At 38.8% G+C, this 19,885-nt stretch carries 18 protein-coding genes; 12 read left to right on the plus strand and 6 right to left on the minus strand.

What is annotated here, in order from left to right; all coding sequences use genetic code 11:
* The first annotated feature begins 203 nt into the window (after positions 1 to 203).
* The 3 genes from PTI45_RS00950 to PTI45_RS00960 all read left to right on the plus strand — a co-directional run bounded on the left by PTI45_RS00950 (position 204) and on the right by PTI45_RS00960 (position 3,546).
* Positions 204 to 887 (plus strand): MarR family winged helix-turn-helix transcriptional regulator, encoded by a 684-nt coding sequence (locus PTI45_RS00950; protein ID WP_241669443.1) that lies wholly within the window; start codon positions 204 to 206, stop codon positions 885 to 887.
* A 90-nt stretch (positions 888 to 977) separates the two neighbouring features.
* On the plus strand, positions 978 to 2,339 hold the full coding sequence (locus tag PTI45_RS00955) for an HlyD family secretion protein (protein WP_069325677.1): 1,362 nt from the start codon (positions 978 to 980) through the stop codon (positions 2,337 to 2,339).
* Positions 2,323 to 3,546: an ABC transporter permease gene (locus PTI45_RS00960; protein WP_083243280.1), complete on the plus strand. Its 1,224-nt coding sequence runs from the start codon at positions 2,323 to 2,325 to the stop codon at positions 3,544 to 3,546. Before PTI45_RS00955 ends, PTI45_RS00960 begins: the two co-directional genes overlap by 17 nt.
* 108 nt (positions 3,547 to 3,654) lie before the next feature.
* Here PTI45_RS00960 and PTI45_RS00965 read toward each other — a convergent pair whose 3' ends face one another.
* From PTI45_RS00965 to PTI45_RS00975, 3 genes are all read right to left on the minus strand, one after another.
* The gene (locus PTI45_RS00965; RefSeq protein ID WP_069325678.1) at positions 3,655 to 4,098 is read right to left on the minus strand and encodes an RrF2 family transcriptional regulator; all 444 of its coding nucleotides are present in this window, start codon (positions 4,096 to 4,098) and stop codon (positions 3,655 to 3,657) included.
* A gap of 105 nt (positions 4,099 to 4,203) precedes the next feature.
* Positions 4,204 to 5,133: a manganese-dependent inorganic pyrophosphatase gene (locus PTI45_RS00970; RefSeq protein ID WP_069325679.1), complete on the minus strand. Its 930-nt coding sequence runs from the start codon at positions 5,131 to 5,133 to the stop codon at positions 4,204 to 4,206.
* Between the two features lie 143 nt (positions 5,134 to 5,276).
* Positions 5,277 to 6,173, minus strand: a complete 897-nt coding sequence (locus PTI45_RS00975; protein WP_069325680.1) for a LysR family transcriptional regulator — start codon at positions 6,171 to 6,173, stop codon at positions 5,277 to 5,279.
* A 187-nt stretch (positions 6,174 to 6,360) separates the two neighbouring features.
* Between PTI45_RS00975 and PTI45_RS00980 the strand changes: the two genes are divergently transcribed.
* Complete coding sequence (locus PTI45_RS00980) at positions 6,361 to 6,804, plus strand: rhodanese-like domain-containing protein (protein WP_069325681.1); 444 nt, start codon at positions 6,361 to 6,363, stop codon at positions 6,802 to 6,804.
* An 8-nt stretch (positions 6,805 to 6,812) separates the two neighbouring features.
* Here the strand turns inward: PTI45_RS00980 and PTI45_RS00985 are convergent, their stop codons facing one another.
* Positions 6,813 to 7,481 carry an O-methyltransferase gene (locus tag PTI45_RS00985; RefSeq protein ID WP_069325682.1) on the minus strand — a complete coding sequence of 223 codons (669 nt, stop codon included), beginning with the start codon at positions 7,479 to 7,481 and terminating at the stop codon, positions 6,813 to 6,815.
* A 144-nt stretch (positions 7,482 to 7,625) separates the two neighbouring features.
* Here PTI45_RS00985 and PTI45_RS00990 point away from each other — a divergent pair, with 144 nt between their 5' ends.
* Complete coding sequence (locus tag PTI45_RS00990; protein WP_069325707.1) at positions 7,626 to 8,525, plus strand: LysR family transcriptional regulator; 900 nt, start codon at positions 7,626 to 7,628, stop codon at positions 8,523 to 8,525.
* 31 nt (positions 8,526 to 8,556) lie between these two features.
* Here PTI45_RS00990 and PTI45_RS00995 read toward each other — a convergent pair whose 3' ends face one another.
* A complete protein-coding gene (locus PTI45_RS00995) occupies positions 8,557 to 9,816 on the minus strand; it encodes an MFS transporter (RefSeq protein ID WP_069325683.1) in 1,260 nt (419 codons plus the stop codon).
* A gap of 385 nt (positions 9,817 to 10,201) precedes the next feature.
* Positions 10,202 to 10,435 (minus strand): hypothetical protein, encoded by a 234-nt coding sequence (locus tag PTI45_RS01000; protein WP_069325684.1) that lies wholly within the window; start codon positions 10,433 to 10,435, stop codon positions 10,202 to 10,204.
* Positions 10,436 to 10,627: 192 nt separating this feature from the next.
* Between PTI45_RS01000 and PTI45_RS01005 the strand changes: the two genes are divergently transcribed.
* The 7 genes from PTI45_RS01005 to PTI45_RS01035 all read left to right on the plus strand — a co-directional run bounded on the left by PTI45_RS01005 (position 10,628) and on the right by PTI45_RS01035 (position 19,842).
* Positions 10,628 to 12,265, plus strand: a complete 1,638-nt coding sequence (locus PTI45_RS01005; RefSeq protein ID WP_069325685.1) for a helix-turn-helix domain-containing protein — start codon at positions 10,628 to 10,630, stop codon at positions 12,263 to 12,265.
* On the plus strand, positions 12,266 to 14,050 hold the full coding sequence (locus PTI45_RS01010) for a sensor histidine kinase (RefSeq protein ID WP_069325686.1): 1,785 nt from the start codon (positions 12,266 to 12,268) through the stop codon (positions 14,048 to 14,050).
* Between the two features lie 22 nt (positions 14,051 to 14,072).
* The gene (locus PTI45_RS01015) at positions 14,073 to 15,056 is read left to right on the plus strand and encodes a substrate-binding domain-containing protein (RefSeq protein ID WP_139129191.1); all 984 of its coding nucleotides are present in this window, start codon (positions 14,073 to 14,075) and stop codon (positions 15,054 to 15,056) included.
* 20 nt (positions 15,057 to 15,076) lie between these two features.
* Positions 15,077 to 16,360 carry an extracellular solute-binding protein gene (locus PTI45_RS01020; protein ID WP_069325688.1) on the plus strand — a complete coding sequence of 428 codons (1,284 nt, stop codon included), beginning with the start codon at positions 15,077 to 15,079 and terminating at the stop codon, positions 16,358 to 16,360.
* Positions 16,361 to 16,567: 207 nt separating this feature from the next.
* Positions 16,568 to 17,899, plus strand: coding sequence for an ABC transporter substrate-binding protein (locus PTI45_RS01025; RefSeq protein ID WP_069325689.1), 1,332 nt, complete (start codon positions 16,568 to 16,570; stop codon positions 17,897 to 17,899).
* 104 nt (positions 17,900 to 18,003) lie between these two features.
* Positions 18,004 to 18,900, plus strand: coding sequence for a carbohydrate ABC transporter permease (locus PTI45_RS01030; protein ID WP_069325690.1), 897 nt, complete (start codon positions 18,004 to 18,006; stop codon positions 18,898 to 18,900).
* A gap of 90 nt (positions 18,901 to 18,990) precedes the next feature.
* On the plus strand, positions 18,991 to 19,842 hold the full coding sequence (locus PTI45_RS01035) for a carbohydrate ABC transporter permease (RefSeq protein WP_069325691.1): 852 nt from the start codon (positions 18,991 to 18,993) through the stop codon (positions 19,840 to 19,842).
* The last annotated feature ends 43 nt before the right edge of the window (positions 19,843 to 19,885 follow it).

Here is a 19,885-nt window from a genome sequence, read left to right on the forward strand (position 1 = left end):
GCGTTTACATATGCGCCTCTTCAGGTTTGGGGATGCTAAGAAGTAGGATATTCAAAAATATTTAGCTTGTCAAAAGAATAAATTTGAATTATTATAACGTAGCTAAAGGAATCACAATCCTATTCTAAAAGTCGTTCTATATTTTTTTATCAAATGGTTAGCCGGCTTACTAAAAAAATAAACAATGAAGGAGTTTGGTATTTTTGGATTATTTAATTTCGTCAGAACATGAGACATCTCAAGAACTTCCATTGTATAATCAGGTGATAACGAATCGGGCAGCTGTCGAAATTGCTTCACTATACATGGATATGACGGCTAATCTGTTTGAAAGGGACGAATTAGATATGGACTTTGATATACGTGATCTACCTACCAGAGAAATGCTTCAAGAATTTTCAAAATCTGTACCTGAAATTGATATTTCGGCTACAGAAGCCATGCTTCTTTTTATGCGTACAGCTTCTAACATTTTCAAAGTCAGTTCGAATGGATTTGAAAAATTCGATGTCTCTAGTGGCAAGTTTGCTCTATTGATCTTGTTATATCGCAATCAAAATACAGGGCTTCTTGCATCAGAACTAGCTGAAAGAGCGGGTATTACCAAAGCAACCGTAACGGGATTGTTAGAACGTATGGAACGTGATCATCTGATTTTTAGAAAAGATCACCCTTCTGATCGTCGTATGAGTATTGCGCATCTTACAGATACCGGCATGGCATTAATGAATGAGTTATTACCTGTTCATTTTCTCAGTACTTCTAAGATTATGAGCGGTCTTTCTGAAGAAGAAAAAGAAATGCTATTGTTATTGCTTCAAAAAATCAAATTAGGTATTCCTGAAGGTGAAGAAGTCTATAACTCTTATCAGATCAGACATAAATAGTGTCTTTTCCATCATTTAGTTAGCCGGCTTACTTTATTTTCAGAAATCCATTATAACATTCTCTATATTAGATTAAGGAGCGTTTAATTCATGAATCGCAGTCAAGTGGCTAGTCTTATTATTCCTGTTATTTCTATTGTATGTTTACTTAGTGGTGGATTCTTGTTGCAAGCCAAAGGGCATGATCAAGTTACTGTCTCACAGACTTCCAAAAGTTCTACTTTAAGTTCAGACAGCGTCCATGTTTCTTTTGAAGAAGTAGGTGGTAAAGTCGTCAACATTCCTTTTACAGAAGAAAAAATAGTTAAAAAAGGAGACATCTTAATGACTCTTGATTCTACAGATGTCGACTTGCAAATTGAAAAACTTCAAAAACAAATAAAACAGTATGATACACAAATCATGCAACAGCAAAAATCGATTCAATTGGGTTATTCCAAAGCAAGCACACAGGAAAAACAAGCCCAATTAGCGATAGAACAATCCCAAGTATCTCAGAGCAAAAGTCAGTCTGCTCTCAAAAGTGCTCAAGCGGCTCAGCGCCAAGCACAGTCTGCTCATCGTCAAGTACAAGCGGCTGAAAAAGAAGTCAACAATGGCGCACGCGCAGAAGATATCAAGCAACAACAAATTGCTATCCAATCAGCGACCCAAAGTCTTCAAACGGCTCAAATCAATTATGATCGTACACAAAAATTATACAATTCCGGGCTCAGTACCAAAGCCGATATGGACAATGTAGAACAGTCTTTGACCCTTGCTAAAAATCAATTAAACCAACAACAAGAAGCGCTAGCGAAGCTGAATAACGGTGCAACTTTAGAAGAACGAGCACAAGCCAATGAACGTACCCAACAAGCAGTAGAACAATCCAATCAGGCAAATGTAAGTGTAACGCAAGCGCAGACAGAATTACATGGTGCAGAATTAGCGATTCAGACTTCTCAGACCCAATTGGATACTGTCCAACAAGCACGTCAACAATTAGCAGATCAAGAACTTGCTGTAGATTTACTTCAACAACAAAAAGATGCACAACAAATCGAATTAAAAACATTATTGCTCAAAAAATCAAGATTGATTCTCAAAGCCCCAAGTAACGGCAAAATTACAGCAATCAGTACAGAAGTAGGCGAAAATATCAGTCAAGGCGCACCTATCGTTACCTTAGAGACGAATAAAATGTATTTTGATCTTTATGTGAGTGAAGATCAAGCCACCAAATTCCATGCTAAACAAAAAATAAAAGTGAATATTCCTGCTCTTCGCAAAGACTTAAATGGTGAAGTTCGTTATATTACCGCTGCTCCTCAATTTGCAAATCTTAAAATGGCACGCGAAAAAGGCGAAGCCGATGTGGCTACTTTTCAGGTTCGTATTTATGTAGACAAGTCAGCTAGCTTATTGCCCGGCATGACTACTGAGGTGAATATTGATGAAATCACTTCTTGATGAATGGCATTATCTAATCAAATCGAAATATCCTATCATTGCGATCATTTTCCCATTGGTAGCTGTGTTAGCTTACTCTTTGCTACTGCCAAGCAGCCAGATCAATGAATCCAAAGTGATTGTAGTGGATCAAGATAATACGTCCTATAGCCGGCAATTGATTCAGAAGATAGATGCTTCTCAATATATACAGGTCGATCAGATTATTTCCTATACGAATAATCCTGAATCTTACTTTTACCATGAGCAATATCTAGCTGTAATCTCTTTGCCCAAAGGACTTGAAGAAAATCATAATCGCTCTTTACCGAATCGAATCGGGTTGATTTTAGATAATACCAATTCTCAAGCAGTTACCTTTATTCGAACCGCAATGCAAGAAATTACAGGCTATGAAAATATTCAATTGGCTATCCCTGCCTTATCCAGAACAGGCATGAGTATAGAGCAAGCACAAGGGACAGCTAGTAATCTGGCGGTAGAAGTCAGATCATTATTCAATCCGACCAGTAGTTACGACAATACGTCCATTCTTACATTTATATGTATGTTCTCGTTTATGATGCTCAATATTAACAGTCTTCCTATCATCGCTAGACTTCGGGTATCGCATCGATTAGCGGGTGAACTCCGTAATCCATTCAATCCACTTATTCGTATATTACCTTATGTATTGTTCTCAACAGCAGGATTGATTTTTGCGATGGGGGTTTTGAAATGGGTCGGTGGTAGTCGATTTGAAGGCAATGTGGCTTTATTTATGATCCCTGTTGCACTCTATGTATTCGGTTCTGTCTGTATTAATATACTGGTAGCTTGGGGAGCCGCACATCCAGGCATAGCGATAGGGCGAATGATCTTTATCTTTATGCCTGCTTTTGTACTATCAGGTGGCACGATGGCAAGAGCACTTTTTCCACCTTTGGCTTTGCAAATTAGCGACTTTTTCCCATTTGTATGGATGTTCAAATTTCTTCGCAGTATGGGATTACGAGGAGCTTCTTTTCAAGAAATGTTACCAGAGTTAGGTTCGATGATGTTGTATGTAGCTGTTCTGGCTATGCTAGTCGTTGCTAGAGGATTATGGGAAAAGCAAAAACTAGCCAAACTTCAAAAAACATCTTCACCTGCTCATTCTGAAAAGCCATTTCCCGGTGCTCCACCTACTGCTATAAGCACACCTACACCGGAACCATCCAAAGGATAATAAAATCATATCATCGTTCAACCACCACCTATCGATCAAGAGGCTACAGGCTTTTGATCAATAGGTGGTTTTATATCGTAATGATTACTTTAATAGACCTAATACGAGTTACTTATCAGGCATCTTTGTGATATCTGAATCATCGATTACATCAGCTAGTGTATACTGCCCAAGATAATCGATCACTTGTTGTTCGGCTCCTTTCATAATGCTACTCAGCCGTTGATTCATCTTTTCACTATCTTGAATCCCATCGGACTGAGGTAGATCATGAATAGGCTGCTCTATCCGAATTGCTAGATAAATAGCAGACAATGTTAATTGATCCGCAGGTATACGTAGCGTATAACCACCGTCTCTTCCTTCACGGGTGTCTACAATATTGTGACTGGCTAACGTCGCTAATATTCTTCGCAAAAAGGTAGGATGAGAATGAACTTGAGCTGCAATCATAGCACTGGATAACGTCCCACCATTTGAAGCCAGTCCAGCAAGGGTATGTACTGCCACACTAAAGCGTGCAGGTCCGATCAATTTAGCTTGTGTCTTCATATATAATATGTCCTCCTACACCTATATGATGTACAACAAAGACGATTGGAATCTAGCTCCAACCGCCTTCGTGATTACAATATGCTTATGTAGCATACGATTTTATTATTTAGCAAATGTATCTGTCAACACAGGTACGATTTGAGATTTACGAGAAACTACACCTTTAAGCACTGCTTGATTATTTTCAAGTTTTACTTGATATGCTTCTTCGACAACATCGGTACGTTTACCTAGAGCAAGACCAACAGAATCGTTGTTCAAAATGTCTGTGATTACGAACAAAAATAGATCCAGACCTTTTTTCTCAATAACTGCTGTTAGTGCTGCTTCGATCGCTGCTTGTTGAGACAATACATCATTAACGTCTACAGCATTAACTTGAGCGATTTCAACTTTAGCATCACCCATTTGGAATTCTTTTGCATCCAAAGTGATCAATTGCTCTACGGTTTTGTCACTCAAATCTGCTCCAGCTTTAAGCATATCCAGACCGTATTTAGCGATATCCACTTCAGCAATTCGAGCCAATTCATTCGCTGCTTCTACATCTTGTGGTGTGCATGTAGGCGATTTGAACAACAACGAATCAGAGATAATTGCAGACAACATCAATCCTGCATTTTGTTTGGAGATCGATACGCCATGCTCTTTGTATAATTTGTTCAAAATGGTCGCTGTGCAACCTACAGGCTCTGCACGGTAGTACAACGGGCCACTTGTTTCAAAATTAGCAATACGGTGATGATCGATCACTTCGATAACTGTTACTTCATCAATATCATCAGCGCTTTGTTGACGCTCGTTATGATCGACCAAAATAACTTCTTTCGCTTCTACAGCTACTTTTTCCACAAGACGTGGAGCTTCTACTTTAAAATAATCCAAAGCGTATTGTGTTTCGCCGTTCACTTCACCTAGACGAATCGCTTCAGCATCTACACCTAATTCTTTTTTCAATGCTGCATACGCAATCGCAGCTGTAATCGTATCCGTGTCCGGATTTTTATGACCAAAAACTAATACTTTTGACATAATGACACTCCTTCGTAATCTGTTTTGGCGAAAAAAAGATAATCCTTTTTTCAAAGTTTCCTTCCATAGTATACCTTGATTTCAAATGAAAATGAAGTTTATTCCTATTAATTGTATAGGAATAACTGTATAAATTTTTATTTTTATACTTTCATTATCGAATGTGCTCTACATAAAGTAACCCATTCTGTCGCTATACTACTCAATGATTTTGTAGAATTGTAAATAATTTGGCTATACAATTGTGGATCTTCTTCTGCCCAAGGCACTATACATAGTGCCTGATTATTTCTTTCCTGTTCCAACACAAACTGAGGTAAAAAGGCGATTCCCCATTCTTTAGCGACCGATTGCTTGATGGCTTCGATATTTCCGAGCTCTAAATGAATATCACTGGCATGTCCTTGTGATTTCATTTTGTCGATAAGGTACGCTCGATACGTACATCCTTCTTCCGTCACAATCAACGGTTGTTGATGCAGATCTAGCGAAGATATAGAGGATTGTCTTGCTAACGGATGCTGTGGGTGCATAACGACTCTCATTTGCGCATCAAAAAGAGATATGGCTTCGATACCATATGCCTGACATGGTGTATCCAAAATCAAAGCAATATCTAATTGTTGCTCTCGCACACGGCGAATTAACTGCTGTTCTTGATCTAAAATAATTTTGACTTGTACATGTGGATACTGTTGCCGGAACTGTTCTAAGATAGATGGCAAATAATATAAAGACAGACTCTCAATCGTACCTATCGTTAGTGTAGTCTGATCCAAATCTGTAGTAGAAAGTGCTTGCTTCGCTTGCTCTTGCAATTCAATCATTTGACGAGCATAAGGTAACAGCTTTTGTCCAACTGCGGTTAAAATCACAACATTTCCTTTGCGCTGAAATAAGCGCTGTCCACCATACAATTGTTCTAATCGCTGAATATGATGGGTCACACTGGATTGCGCATAATCTAGCTCTTGCGCAGTACGTGTATAGTTGCCCCATTTGACCAATTCACAAAATGTTTTGAGATATAACAGTTCCATTAAGATCACTCCTTTGCACAAGGATAGTACTGTATTGTTCGCATAGCGTATGTATTATCGATAAGATCGATAGTTGGTATCTATAACTCTACAGCACTTGTATGCTTTGTCTTTTATACAATCATAACAGAACATCGATAGCCTATCCGTGTTCAACATAACCTACGACTGAAGGAGTTGTCTACTGATGAACCATTCTCCACGCTTTTCCCTTACACTTGAAACACCCGCTGCGAATACAACCGATGCGTACAACTATTTCACAGCTAAAGCTGCTTATGAAACAGATGTCGCCGATGTCATGATCGATTGTCAAAAAGGAAATCCGCCCTTTGTAATAGTAGATGTACGAGACGAATCAACTTATCAGCAATGTCATATTCCGGGTGCAATCCATATTACCGGTCGACAGATCAATGAGAAAACGACAGCCCATTTAGATCCAACCACAACGATTATAACGTACTGCTGGGGTCCTGCTTGTAATGGAGCAACCAAAGCCGCTGCCAAATTAGCCCGCCTCGGATTTCCAGTTAAAGAATTACTCGGTGGAATCGAATACTGGCGTAAAGAAGGCGGACCTGTTGAAGGTACATTAGGTGTAGAAGCTCCGATGTACTGGTCTATCTAATCCACTAACTAGATGACAATTCCAATCGCAAAACCATCATACCCTTTACTACCTACCGTCTGAATAGATGTAGCCGTGATACGAGGATCTTCAGCTAATAATTCATAAAATTGGCGAATCCCTTGTACACGGCCATCATTACTGTGTTGATCCAAAATAGCTCCTTCTCGAACTACATTGTCTCCGATGATAACAGTACCCGGATGAGACATTTGCAAAGCATATTGTAGATAACGAGCATTATTATTTTTGTCTGCATCAATAAAAATCATATCAAAAGCTTCTATTTGTTCTGCTTCCATCTGACCTAATTGTTCGGATGCATCACCGATCCGAATATCAACTTTGTCCTCTAGTCCAGCCAATTTAATATTTTGCCCGGCTACTTTGGCATGGTGAGGATCATATTCTAGTGTGATTAACCGTCCATCTACAGGTAAAGCACGCGCCATCCATATGGTGCTGTATCCACCCAATGTACCTATTTCTAAAATACGTTTGGCTTTGTTCATCATCACGATTAATTGTAGTAATTTACCTTGAGCAGGCGATACATCATACTCGGGTAAAGAGGCTTGCTGATTGTTAATTAATACCTGTTCTAGAATAGCATCTTTGGGAATAAGGTTCTCTTCAATATAGTGATCCATCTGACTCCATACTTGAATATCACTCATACTTATCGTCCTCCTGTTTGTAAAGGCTTGTTAGAATTCCTATAAGTATTGTACCTTGTACTTATTCATATTAATAATATATAATTTATAGTTATTTATATCTAAAATATATGAATACATACGAAAGTAGGGATGATGGCAATGTTGAATATGCATGCTCTTTATTTATTTCATACGATTGCTATCCAAGGCAGTGTAACTAAAGCTGCTAATCTATTAAATATTAGTCAGCCTGCGATTACGACACAGATTAAAAAGTTGGAAAAATACATAGGGATTACTTTATTTATTCCGCAAGGACGAGGGATTGCTTTAACGATCGAAGCTAAAGAATTGTTAGGATTTACACAGCGTATTTTTGCGATAACTGGACAGGTCGAACAATGGATCCAGCAGTATCATCAAGGACAGCGTGGGCAGATTCGTTTAGCGGCTACTTATTTGCCTGCTCATTTTCTATTGCCTACATGGATCGCCAAGTTCAAGCAACAATATGAACATGTAGATATGACGATAACCACCACCAATTCTACCGATGCTTTACGTCAGTTATTACAAATGGAAGTCGATATTGCGATTTATGGAGGACTTGCTGAAGAACAGACAGCAGATATTCAGGCAGAAGAACTATTTCGAGATGAACTCTGGTTTGTTGTAGCACCTAATCATCGTTATGCCGGTCAACATATTTCACTACAAGAAATGATGAAAGAACCTTTTGTAATGCGTGAGCAAGGTAGCTCGACACGAGAGCGTTTATTAGCCTTATGTCGAACTCACAATACTCCTCCTCCGCAGATTCCTTTACAATTTAATGGATTGCCAGAAGCGATTCAAGCTGTTATTGCTGGTTATGGTGCTAACTTTGTGTCTTCATTCGTGGTACGAGACTATGTAGAACGAGGACAATTAGCACGTGTATTCGTCAACGACGTGTATTTGCAAAATAGTATTGCTATTTGCACTCGTCTCCATGAGCCTTTATCTACAGCCAGTCAGCAATTTGTTCATACGATTCGGCAGGATAGTTCTATGGTAAAGTAAATGATTCTTATCTATTTAAGCATTCAATCATTTATGTTGCTTCTTCTGGTGGAGACATCGGCATATAGAGACGAACCGCCAGAGCAAGCACCAAAGTGATACCTAACAGAATACATGAACCGATAATCACTGACCACGAAATCGACCATAACTGCGCAGTTAACCCCAGTATAAACACAGATAGAATTTGCATGATGGCTGCGACCAGACTATAGATACTGCTGATCCGTCCCATGATATCGATAGGTACATGATTTTGATAAAAAGTCGTAAATCCTGTATTCATAAATGCCATAAAAAAAGCTAATACAAAAAATCCAACGGCGGCACCTGCAAAAGTATGCGATAAACTATAGATCACATAACCTGTGCCAAATCCAATTGCACCGACCGTCAATAATATCGTTACCGTTAGACGCTTCACGATCATCATATTCACCAGTGCGCCAACCCCTAATCCTATCCCTGCTACGCTAACCAGATAGCTATATTGACTGTCTGTACCTGACAATACTTCTTTGACAAAAGCGACTTCCATCGAATCTAGTCCTGCCGCGACCACCATCAATATTTGAAAAAGAAAATAAATTAACATCACATTCCAAGCTTGCCGACTAAATCTAATTACTAATTGCCAATCCTGTTTAATCATTTGCCAAGAACGACTGGACTTTGTCATTTTGGTTAATTGTTCGTTATGTATAGACTCATCCACTGTAACAGTTTTCTTTTCTAAATCAGGCAATATCCATGTCATCATACTAGACACACCAAAAGCTAGTGCAGTGCCGAAAATCGCCATTTGAGGACTGGTGATCAAAAATAACAAACCTGCTATCGCTGGCCCAATTAGAAAAGCACCGGAATGAATCAAACTTTGAATCGAATTAAATCGTTTACGGTATTCTGTTGGAATTAACTTGGTGGTGTATACCATGGATGTAGGTTTAAAGATAGAACTTGCCATATTAATGACCAGCACAACGATATAGATCAAGCTAATATGATGAAGAAAAGGAAGGGTGAAAATAAGTACTGCTCGCACCAGATCGAACCCAATCATTAAGCGACGTTTATTCAGTCGATCGACCATACTCCCTGCCCAACTATTGGTACATAATGTGGCAAATGGTTTGAGAATATACAGTCCTGCGATAGCAAGTGGTGATCCATACATATCAAGCATCGTTAGATTCAGCGCTATCAAAAAAATCCAATCTCCAATATTTGCAATGGCTACACCTGTAAGCAAAATAGAAGGATATTTCCAGAAATGAGTATTGCTATTCATAAGTAGGTCTCCTTGAGGACAAAGACACCTTTCAGGTCATCATAAATCTATGTATGTTCTTATCGTGGTTTACTAGCTTTTAAAATGTAGAGCTACTCACATATTGATCCAGTCTATACATAGCTATGGTCTGATCCAGTGTCTATTCCTGATATTTTGGGATATGGTAATCCTTGTTATTACGTAGTCGTTAAGATCCATTGAGATGCTTCGCTGTCGTTGTAATATGTACATTGTTTATTTCTCCTTTGTTGATCTATTTAAATAATTTGACTGATTATACCATGACGGAATAGAGTTTTGGAAAAAATCATAATATTCCAGCAACATATATCCCAATTTATACTTTTCCCATAATCCGAATTGTATTACTTTCGGAATAGTATCAGAATACTGCGCTAACTGTGTGACTGTGTCTATCTACTTCCTGTTGTCGCTGCACAACTTCATCAGATGAGAACATTCTTAATAGATATCTATCATCCATTATATATTTCTGATCTTTGGAAAATCCTTTATGTATTTGCTTGATAGATAATGAGTCTGATTCGAAGCTGATTTCTTTTTGCAAAAAGCGCTGAATATCTTCTAATGATATCGATTCTTTACTGGATTTCATGTGCCTCTTCCTTCCTGTTGATATAGTCACAATAGCAGTTGTCAGTCTTTTTAAAACATGATAAAGTGAACAAATTCCTACGTGATAATAACTTATAAATAAAGATACATTATATAACATACCACTAACTTTAGTTACTCTTTGATAAATATTTTGTCAAAAATGTCAGAAGCTTGGAGAGGAGAGAACCTTATGTACAAAGTGATGTTAGTTGATGATGAAGTCATTATACGTGAAGGTCTAAAGACTCGGATTGATTGGGCAACACATGGATTTGAATGGGCTGGTGACTATGCCAACGGGCTTGAAGCGCAAGCCGCTATTGTCGCTGATCCACCTGATCTGATTATTTCTGATATATGTATGCCATTTGTTGATGGATTAGAACTTGCTGAATTTGTACATGATCATTATCCAGATATCAAAATGATACTGCTAACTGGATTTGACGAATTTGAATATGCTAGAAGAGCCATTCGGTTAAAAGTATCTGATTTTATCCTTAAGCCGATTACTGCCAAAGAAATTCGTACATTATTACAACAGATTAAGCTAGAAATGGATGATCAACGTCAATTGCATAACAATATCGACCTATTACATGATCAGTGGTCACAAAGTCTACCTTTACTGAAAGAACGCTTCTGGGACAAAGTATTAACGACAGGAGTCGATCATGAAGAATGGGAACAACATCGAATTCAATTTGCTTTACCTCCTCTTGCTTCTCCTTATTATATGGCTGTGATCGAACCGGATATCGACCATACGATAGAATATGCTACATCTCCTTCTTTGCAACATGTCTTACAACTGGATCAACAACTTTCTAGTGTGTTACCGACTATTTTACCAGCTACATTCGTTTTTGCTTCTTGTATCTATTCATCTCGCTGTGTGTATCTATTCGCTTCAACTGCTGTGGATCAAGAATCTGCATCTACAATGTCTGCACAGATCGAAGCTGTATTTCAGCAGTTGTATGCTTTGGATCATCCAGATATAACGATCTCATTTACAACAGGAGTCGGCACAGGCTGTTCGGATCTGTTAGATATTCCTCAGCAATATCAACAAGCTATCCAAGCTTTAGATTATCGCTTTCTTTTGGGAACAGGTACTCTGTTGTCGTTCTCTGATATTCAGCCGTCCGTACTCTCTTCTACAAGCTTTACCGATTGGGAAAAAGACATCGTAGCGCAGTTAAGCAACAATCACCTGCTTGAAGCACAACGTGCATCGCAACATATGGCACAGCAAATGATACTACAGCGAACAACGCCTACTGAATGTCGCTCACAATTTCGACAGGTCGCTACACGCATACAAGATTGGTTATCTCATTTAGGGCTAGAATCGGTTTGGAATGATTGGATTCAGCAATCTCAGTGGCTCACTGCTCCTACACTAGAACAGATGTTGCAACAATGGAACGATGCTCTTTATGCTACATTTACTCTTCTTAACGAACAGACACAGATTCATAGCCAGCAACATATTCAAAAAGCCATCTATTATATCGAACAACACTATGCTGAAGCCCATTTATCTTTGCAAGAAATATGCAGTCATGTGCTTATGAGTACAAGCAGTTTCAGCCAAGCTTTTAAACAACATACTGAATTGACCTACGTAGAGTATCTAACACGTGTTCGGATGGATAAAGCCAAAGAATTACTGCGTTTAACTGAATATAAATTTTATCAAATTGCTGAAAAGGTAGGCTATACCGATCCCAATTACTTTAGTTCTTCATTCAAAAAGCATACAGGTACTACTCCCAAACAATATCGGGAACAGCATCGGCAAGTAAAGGAGTTGTCCCCATAAATGCTACGTGATCTATTCAGAATCTTTACCACCTGGAAATGGAAAAGCTTGACGACCAGCTTATTGGTTGCTTTTTCCGGTCTGATTCTGATCGTGATCGCGATTATCAGTCTTAACAATTACCGGTTGACTGTTGATGCCGCAGAACAGAATTCTCAGGTGTATATTCAAGAAATTATGCGTCAGGTCAATACCAATATCCAATCGTATATTGATAATATGGAAAATATCTCATTACTCGCTTTAACCAATAAAGATGTCACCTATTATATTTCGAGCAATAGCTTTATTAGCAAAAGCGATAGTCGTCCGTATGAGAAGCGGATTTCTGATTTATTTCAAAATATTCTGTATAGCCGTAACGATATCGCTTCGATTATGGTATTTGGCTACAACGGTCGCACCGTATCCGATCGCCGAATTACTGCACTCAATCCTAATATTGATCCCAAGCAACAATCATGGTATATCGATGCACAGAAAATGAACGGCAAGTCGATCGTTTCTCCGCCTCATATTCAAAATGTAATTCGGGGTGAATATCGCTGGGTGATCTCACTCAGTCGTGAACTTAAAAGCAATGATGGGATTACGCCTGAAGGTATTTTTGTGGTGGATCTGAATTTGAGTGTGATCGACGAGATGTGTAGCCAGATTTATTTAGGCAAAAAAGGCTATGTCTTTATTGTAGATGGTACAGGCAATATCATTTATCATCCGCAACAACAACTGTTATATAGCAGTCTAGCCACAGAAGAAATTCCACAAGTGTTAAGTACTTCAAGTGGTCAATCGTTTACAGTCGATGATACCAAAGGCAAACGAATCTATTCGGTACAGGATACCGGCTTAGGTTGGAAAATCGTAGGGGTTACTTACAGTGATGATCTGATTGCTAACAAATCTTCTATTCAACATTCTATTTTACTGTATGCTCTGCTAGGTATCGGAATCTCGATTGTGATCTCGTTATTGCTATCTTTACATTTAACCAAACCGATCAAACGATTACAGCGTGATATGAAGCAAGTTGAATTGGGTAACTTTCATATCCAGACTTCCCTTGAAGAAGATAATGAGATCAATCAATTAGGTCAATCGTTCAATGTGATGGTCAACGAAATCAAGCATCTGATGGATGAAACTGTCCAAAATAGTGAGCAAAAGCGTAAAGCTGAACTCTTGCTTTTACATGCACAGATTAATCCTCATTTCCTTTACAATACGTTGGATTCGATTATCTGGATGGCTGAACAAGAAAAACATGAAGAAGTGGTCGATATGACTTCTGCTCTTGCCAAAATGTTCCGTGCTAGTATTACTCGTGATCAAGAATTGGTATCGATCCGAGTCGAAATCGAACATATTCGTCAGTACCTGTTTATTCAGAAAATGCGTTATCGTGAGCAATTAGATTATGTATTTGATATTCCTTCACATATTTTGCACTATAAAACTGTCAAAATTCTACTTCAACCTTTTATCGAAAATGCGATTTATCATGGCATTCGTAGCAAGACGACACCCGGAATCATTTACATTTCAGCATGGCAAGAAGATGAGCAATTGATTTTTGAAGTGCGAGATAATGGATTGGGGATGAGTGCGGAGCGATTAGCTGAAGTGACTCAAGGAACGGTAGCTACGAATACACAACATGGTATCGGAATTGGCAATGTGAATGAACGGATTCAACTTTATTTTGGAACAACGTATGGAATGACGATGACCAGTGTACTTGGCGAAGGTACCATCGTGACGATCCGCGTACCTGTTATTTTGTGAAAAAGAGAAAGTGAGATTGCGTATGAGGAATCAACGTATCATCTGGTGGATCGCTATTTTATTAGTCGCAGGAGCACTTTATATTATTAGTTATTTTGTCTGGTTCACCTCAGCTCATGAAGAAGAAGGAACGATTATGATTATTCTGAAGTCCAATAGTCCTCAATCGGATTTCTGGCAAACCGTACGTAGTGGTGCTGAAGAAGCAGCCAAAGAAAAAGGAGTTCAATTTCTAGTCTCTGGCCCTCTCGATGATACAGATATCAATAGTCAGTTAAATGCTCTTCAAGACGCACTGACTCTTAAGCCACGTGCTGTTGTTATTGCTCCTTTGAATGATCAACGTGTACTGAATGGGATTACTCGTCTACAAAATGCCCATATTCCTGTAGTGGTGATGGATACGCCTTTACCTGTAAACAATGCGCCTTCTTCTGTTTCTAGTGATCATGTGCAGATGGGGATGCAAGCAGGGAGAATGGCGGCTTATCAGACCAATAGTGCACCTTATGTAGCGATTATTGGCGATTATCAATCTTCTAGTATTTTCAAAGCACGTGAACAAGGAATTAAGCAAGTATTGGGCGCAGTAGCTCACAGTCACACCACGACATACTATTCCGGAGAATCAGAACAACTAGCCTATGTACTCACTACCAAATTACTTGATGAATACCCTAGACCTAATGCATTGATCGTTATGAATGAACCTATTGCAGTCGGTGCTGCTCGTGCACTCAAAGAACGTCACCTGGATTCGATGATGTTTATCGCTTTTGATAGTTCTTTTTATGAGATCGAATTGCTAGAGGAAAAAACGTTAGATGCTTTAATTGTACAAAAACCTTTTAATATGGGGTATCTGGCTGTGCAAAAAGTTCTTACCGATTCCAATTCTCTAAGCAGCCAACACTCTATCACGATGATTCCTTCGACAGTGATTACACCAACAACAATGTATACGCCTGAAAATCAAAAATTACTATTTCCTTTCTACGAAAAATAAAACAGAAAGATGGTTAATCTATGCGATCAAATCGTTTGATTGGGATAACGCTGAGTAGCTTATGCTTGATCTGGCTTCTTAGTGCGTGTACATCATCTGCGGTTGCTCCTGCTCCTGTAGGTACTACCGAACAACAAGCCGTGATCCAATTTGTAGCTGCCGAGTATAGTTCAAGTACCAAGCCTTTATTGGAAAAGCTGGTTCGTAACTTTATGCGTGAAAATCCTTCGATTACAGTAGAGCTACAAGTGGTCAATTGGGATCTAATCGACGGCGTATATACATCGATGATTAGTGAAGGACATCCGCCAGACTTACTGAATATGAATATGTATGCTCGCTTTGGACATGATGACTTACTCAACAATATGGATGATCTAATATCCGATGATCTTAAAAATAAACTTTCACCTCATTTATCCAAGCTTGATCGTATTCAGGGGAAACAGTATGCGATTCCTTATGTAGCTACAATTCGCAAGTTGTATTACGAACACAATCTTTTTCAACAAGCCGGTATCACTCGTTCTCCACAGACATGGTCACAATTGACGCAAGATGCAATCAAACTCAAAGCGATTGGAGCTTATGGCTTTGGTGTCGATTTAACCGATAATGAAATCCCTGCTTATTTATCGTATTTCTTTTTTGGTGCAGGGGGAGGTTGGATGAAGAACGGAAAATGGGATATTAATTCTCCACAAAATGTTGCCGGACTTACGTACCTTAAGCAATTATATACACAAGGATTAACCGATCCTGAACCGACCGTTACCATTCGAGATGAAAAACAACGTATTCTCGGTGATGGGCAATTAGGCATGATGATCAGTGGCAATTATTTTGCTTCTGTCACAGAACGTGAATTTCCAAATACAGCGTGGGGTAATGGGGCCATTCCGGTAAAAGACGGTCAGCCTCCAATGAATTTTGGTGTGCAAGATGTGATGTTATCATTTAAAACAGATCATACGAATAGAGAAGCATTATCTACCTTTTTAGATTATTTATACAATGATGAGAATTATGAAGAAATGATACGGCAAGAAGGCATGATTCCAGTAACCACTACGGTAGCGAGTAAATTATCTTTGGAAGACCCTATCATGGAAGCTGATATTCAACGATTGGAAAGTGCATACTTCTATCCACTTCAACAACCGGAATGGGGAGATATTATGGCATTAACTCGCAAAATGGGTAATGCTATTTTATACAATGGTGTTACTCCACAAGCTGCACTGAATCAAGTACAACAATACGCCGAACGACAGCAAACACTCTATCAGATCCCTACTCAGTGAAATATATCACATATATAACATAGTAAGTAACTATATTTAACCTATAATTAACGAATAAAACTCATATCTCGTAAAATATTCAAGATTTAAAATAATATATTCAATATAATCTTATAATCAAATCCTTTATGATAAATGAAGACGCCAAATCGTTGCAGGACTAACATTTAGCGTGATTTAAATTATCAATAGGGGGTTTGATTTTTTATGTCATGGAAAAAAAGGTTATCTGTATTAAGTGCAGCGGCATTGCTGACTGTATTTACATTATCAGGTTGTGGTAGTAGCAACGATGCAGCAAGTGGAACGGCAAGTACAGGAACAACAGCTTCATCAGGTAAAGGACTGACAGGAGATTTTGAAGTTCAATATTTTGTAGGTGGTTATGGTGATGCCTGGTGGAAAAAAGTCGTCGAGGAATTCCAAACCGCTAACCCCGATCTGAAGATTAAAGTCAGCGCAGGACCGAAAATCAACGATCAAATGAAACCCCGCTGGATAGGTGGTAATCCACCTGATTTTGTATATATTGATGGTGCGGGTCTGAATGCTCGTCAAATGATTGAAGACGGACAACTAGAAGACTTAACCGAATGGTACAAAACAGCCAAAACCGTTGATGGTGATCTGATCTCTGAATCTCTTACTCAAGCGCCTGAAGATTACAGTGGTAAAACTTATAATATTCCACTCGCTTTAAGTTCATGGGGTATTTTCTGGGACAAAAAATTATTCGCAGATAATAACTGGAAAGCACCAACAGACTTCGATTCTTTTGTCGCTGTAAGCAAAGAGATTAAAGCTAAAGGCATTACCCCATTTATTCATACAGGGATCTATCCTTATTATATTAACAACTCTATCTTGTATCCAGCGATGGTGTCTGCCAATAATGATGATTTCTCTATTTTGCAAAAAATAGCTGCTAATGATCCAGAAGCATTCAAAAGCCCTGCTGTGATGACAGCACTGAATCAGATCGTCACAATGCGAGATGACGGTATTATCGATCCAGCCGCTGTACAGTTAAATCATACCGATTCTCAAATGCTATTCTTGCAACACAAAGATGCTTTTATCGCTAACGGATTATGGATGCCTAATGAAATGTCCAAAGATGTCCCTGAAGGGTTCGACTTTGGATTTATGCCATCTATTACTCAGAAACCCGGTGGTAAATCTATTGCAGTCACTTCTACAGCTACAGTAGGTGTCGCTGCCAAAGCCAAAAATAAAGAAGCTGCTTATGCTTTTATCCAATTTATTTTCGCCAAAAAACAAGCTTCACAATGGGCGGAATTAAGCGGTGCTCCTTCTAATATCAAAGGAGATATCAGTGCTTCTAATGCGCCTGCTTTTGTAAAACAAGCCGCAGAATACCTGAACTCTAAAGATACCATTGTCGTACCTACGATTACGTTCAATGCTGATGTAGAAAAAGCAATGAATGACGCTACAGTCGCACTAACGATCGGTACTATTGATCCTAACGGATGGATTGAACGCGTATCGGCTGCCGCTCAAAAAGCAGCTAATTAATATCTATTCACTACAGGAGACGGCCCGATGCTTATCATCCGGTTGTCTCCTGTTTTACTTTTAGATATTAAATAGGCGGGATCGAAGAAAAGGATGGTGTACTTATGACTTCACGACATTGGCAACGGAATGTATTTATTTTAACCTTTATTTTACCTACGCTTATTCTATACTGTCTGTTTATGGTCTACCCGATTATACAGGCATTATATTACTCCTTATTTGACTGGTCAGGTTCTTCTGAAAATAAAGACTTTATCGGTCTCAAAAACTTTGTCGATCTGATGCATGACCCGATTATGTGGCAAGCTATCGGTAATGATTATTTCCTGGTTGCTGGCAAAATGATCGGCATTATGTTGTTAGCTACTTTTTTTGCAGTATCATTAACTCGCTTCCGTCTCAAATTCGCTTTATTTTTCCGCTCTATCTTTTTTATTCCAAATATCATTTCTGTTGTTGTCATCGGAGTATTATGGGCATTTATCTATAATCCACAGATCGGTTTTCTCAATTCGATTCTTTCATTGATTACAGGCACTGAAGTCAAAACAGCATGGTTAGGCTTTCCTTTTCATACGATCTGGATGTTATTACCGCCTTCGATCTGGGCAGGTATTGGTTTCTATATGATTTTGCTGATTGCAGCGATTCAAGGTATTCCTGAATCGTATTATGAAGCTTCTTCACTGGAAGGTGCAGGGCAGTGGCATCAGTTCACTCATATTACGCTACCGCTGATCTGGGAACAGATCAAAGTATCCGTTCTGAATATTATGATGACTACGCTCAATGGTTCATTTGTGATCGTTATGATTATGACCAATGGAGGTCCGGATAATTCGACGCAAGTTATGGGTTCTTATCTCTATCAAATGGCTTTCCAACAATTCCACTTTGGTTATGGAGCGGCAATTGGTGTTGTCATTTTGATCATGTCGTTGATTACTACCGTAGCGTTACAGCGTATTATGCGTCAGGAAACGGTAGAAATGAATTAATACAATTACCCTAATTGATGTAAATCACATTATTCAATCGGTCTGACTCCACATCGCGGGTTATCAGAGCGTTAATCAAGGAGGAGTTCGATGGGCAGTATTATGGGTATTCGTCATCCTATTATTCGTATCTTTTTCTATCTTATTCTAGGTGCTTGGAGTATTACCGTACTCTATCCACTACTATGGACATTGCTCGATGCACTCAAAGATAACAAACAATTTTATGCCAACCCTCCGTGGGCGTTACCGGATGTTCCTTTGTTATGGAGCAACTTTACGTATGTATGGGAAACGTATAACTTCGGTAAATATTTTACAAATTCATTAATCGTCACACTGGGTTCAACTGTTTTGGGCTTAGTCTTATCAGCAACTACAGCTTATGTACTGGCTCGTTATCCATTTAGAGGTAGTAACGTATTATTTCTTTTATACATCAGTTCAATGATGGTTCCATTTAGTCTGGCATTGATTCCGTTATTTTTCTTAATGAACAAGCTTAATCTAATTAATACTTCGATCGGTTTGATTCTGGTATATGCCACTACATTGATCGCTTTTGGAGTGTTTGTGCTCGTTGGCTTTTTCAAAACATTACCGAAAGAATTAGAAGAAGCCGCAGCAATTGATGGTGCTTCTTACTTTGGTACCTTTTTCAGAGTCATGCTTCCCCTTTCTCAACCCGGACTTGTCACCGTAGCTATCGTTAATATTCTGAATATCTGGAATGAGTATTTTGTTGGACTGGTATTGGTCAATGATCCAGATCATTATACACTCCCAATTGGTATCGCTGTAATGCAAGCTGAAATGCAGTATCGTACAGAGTGGGGTCCACTGTTTGCAGGATTGTTTATCAGTATTGTACCGGTATTGATTATGTATATCTTTTTCCAGCGTCAGATTGCTAGTGGGATTACCGCAGGTGCTGTGAAGTAATTACTATAGTCGAATCATTTAATATGTGCTTATGAGCAAAAAA

This window comes from Paenibacillus nuruki (assembly GCF_001721045.1).
GTDB lineage: Bacteria > Bacillota > Bacilli > Paenibacillales > Paenibacillaceae > Saccharibacillus > Saccharibacillus nuruki.

Coding starts and splice junctions, on each gene's coding strand:
- PTI45_RS00955 (WP_069325677.1), top strand. CDS start 978: ATGAATCGCAGTCAAGTGGCTAGTCTTATTATTCCTGTTATTTCTATT.
- PTI45_RS00960 (WP_083243280.1), top strand. CDS start 2,323: ATGAAATCACTTCTTGATGAATGGCATTATCTAATCAAATCGAAATAT.
- PTI45_RS00965 (WP_069325678.1), bottom strand. CDS start 4,098: ATGAAGACACAAGCTAAATTGATCGGACCTGCACGCTTTAGTGTGGCA.
- PTI45_RS00970 (WP_069325679.1), bottom strand. CDS start 5,133: ATGTCAAAAGTATTAGTTTTTGGTCATAAAAATCCGGACACGGATACG.
- PTI45_RS00975 (WP_069325680.1), bottom strand. CDS start 6,173: ATGGAACTGTTATATCTCAAAACATTTTGTGAATTGGTCAAATGGGGC.
- PTI45_RS00980 (WP_069325681.1), top strand. CDS start 6,361: ATGAACCATTCTCCACGCTTTTCCCTTACACTTGAAACACCCGCTGCG.
- PTI45_RS00985 (WP_069325682.1), bottom strand. CDS start 7,481: ATGAGTGATATTCAAGTATGGAGTCAGATGGATCACTATATTGAAGAG.
- PTI45_RS00995 (WP_069325683.1), bottom strand. CDS start 9,816: ATGAATAGCAATACTCATTTCTGGAAATATCCTTCTATTTTGCTTACA.
- PTI45_RS01000 (WP_069325684.1), bottom strand. CDS start 10,435: ATGAAATCCAGTAAAGAATCGATATCATTAGAAGATATTCAGCGCTTT.
- PTI45_RS01005 (WP_069325685.1), top strand. CDS start 10,628: ATGTACAAAGTGATGTTAGTTGATGATGAAGTCATTATACGTGAAGGT.
- PTI45_RS01010 (WP_069325686.1), top strand. CDS start 12,266: ATGCTACGTGATCTATTCAGAATCTTTACCACCTGGAAATGGAAAAGC.
- PTI45_RS01015 (WP_139129191.1), top strand. CDS start 14,073: ATGAGGAATCAACGTATCATCTGGTGGATCGCTATTTTATTAGTCGCA.
- PTI45_RS01020 (WP_069325688.1), top strand. CDS start 15,077: ATGCGATCAAATCGTTTGATTGGGATAACGCTGAGTAGCTTATGCTTG.
- PTI45_RS01025 (WP_069325689.1), top strand. CDS start 16,568: ATGTCATGGAAAAAAAGGTTATCTGTATTAAGTGCAGCGGCATTGCTG.
- PTI45_RS01030 (WP_069325690.1), top strand. CDS start 18,004: ATGACTTCACGACATTGGCAACGGAATGTATTTATTTTAACCTTTATT.
- PTI45_RS01035 (WP_069325691.1), top strand. CDS start 18,991: ATGGGCAGTATTATGGGTATTCGTCATCCTATTATTCGTATCTTTTTC.